The organism is Pseudoalteromonas sp. 2CM39R, from assembly GCF_023161845.1.
Genome location: NZ_JALNTM010000057.1, coordinates 1 through 1,638, shown reverse-complemented (window position 1 = coordinate 1,638; position 1,638 = coordinate 1). Strand labels below are relative to the sequence as shown.

Genomic DNA, 1,638 nt, shown 5'->3' with positions numbered 1-1,638 from the left:
AGGCCGTCGATCCAGCTGGCGATTTCCGCTTGCCAATGGCCGATGTCTTGGGCCGGAACATAGCCTATCATCGCTGCCTGTTCATGACCCGCACCGTGATGTCCGGCTGACGTGCGCCCCTGGAATGTGACCGATTTTGAGTAGAGTCCGACGCAAAGGAGTCGGACGAGAATGAAGCGCAGCAGGTTCAGCGAAGAGCAGATCATCGCGATCTTGAAGGAGCAGGAGGCGGGTATGGCGACGGCGGAGGTGTGCCGGCGCCACGGGATCAGCTCACCGACGTTCTACAAGTGGAAGTCGAAATATGGCGGGCTGGAGGTGTCCGAGGCTCGGCGGTTGCGGGCGCTGGAGGACGAGAACGCGCGGCTGAAGAAGCTGCTGGCCGAAGCGATGCTCGACAATGTCGTACTGAAGGATCTGGCCTCAAAAAAATGGTGACGCCCGACGCTAGGCGGGAAGCCGTCGCTCATGCTCGTAAGCATCACGGGCTGAGCGAGCGTCGGGCGTGCAGTCTTGTCGGCGTGAGCCGCCGGGTGATCCGGTATCAGCCGACGAGAGGCGATGATGCGCCCTTGCGGACGCGTCTGCGCGAGCTGGCGGCGGAACGCCGCCGGTTCGGCTATCGCCGTCTGGGCTATCTGCTGGCGCGGGAGGGCATGACGCCCAACCACAAGAAGCTGCGGCGCATTTACCGCGAGGAGAATCTGCGGGTCCGGCGTCGCGGCGGTCGCAAACGTGCGCTTGGAACGCGGGCGCCGATGCTGTTGCCGAACGGCCCGAACCAGCGCTGGTCGCTCGACTTCGTGTCCGACACGCTGACGTGCAGCCGGCGGTTCCGCATCTTGTGCGTGGTCGACGACTACGCGCGCGAGTGCTTGGCGCTGGTGGCCGATACCTCGCTGTCGGGCGCGCGGGTCGCTCGGGAACTGACGCGGCTGATCGGGCTGCGCGGCAAGCCGCACACGGTGGTCAGCGATAACGGAACCGAACTGACCTCGTCGGCCATCCTGCGCTGGTCGCAGGAACGTCAGGTCGAGTGGCATTACATCGCGCCGGGCAAGCCGATGCAGAACGGCTTCGTCGAGAGCTTCAACGGGCGCCTGCGGGACGAATGCCTCAACGAGACGCTGTTCACGTCGCTGGCCCATGCCCGGTTCGTGCTCGCCGCCTGGCAGCACGATTACAACCACGTCAGGCCGCACTCGAAACTGGGCGGGAAGACCCCCGCCGAGATCGCCGGCCAACGTGCCTGGGGGCATGCCCCCAGGCACGTTGCCATCCCATCAACCAACCATCATGAAGGAGCCGGACTCTACCTCTGAGTGGTAACAATCAGGGGCGCACGTCAGGGCGCACGTCATTCGGTTTGCCCGCCTCACTGACTCGCCCCTTGAGCGTGCATTTTGCACGACGGCTATACGGCGCACGCTCTAAGAATCTCTAAAACGCTGGCTATAGCGCCGTGCAGACGTCCGCCGATCCAGACAGCGTGCGCAGAGGCGGGTTGTGCCGGAAGCCGCCATTCGCAAATGTCGCAGGGAATGACGGAAAAGTCCCAATTTCGGCCGTTAGGCCGGCGCTCGGACTGGGCGAACGAACGGCGGGTTCGGGATTGCGCCGAACCAGACTGAACGGCTG

General features: G+C 64.3%; 1 protein-coding gene. It reads left to right on the top strand.

From position 1 onward, the window contains the following. Positions 1 to 171: 171 nt before the first annotated feature. Positions 172 to 1,322 (top strand): IS3 family transposase gene (locus MTF66_RS38350; protein ID WP_137865140.1). Its coding sequence is split into 2 segments (ribosomal slippage): positions 172 to 424 and positions 424 to 1,322, totalling 1,152 coding nucleotides; the frame shifts between segments, so codons are not numbered across the junction. The last annotated feature ends 316 nt before the right edge of the window (positions 1,323 to 1,638 follow it).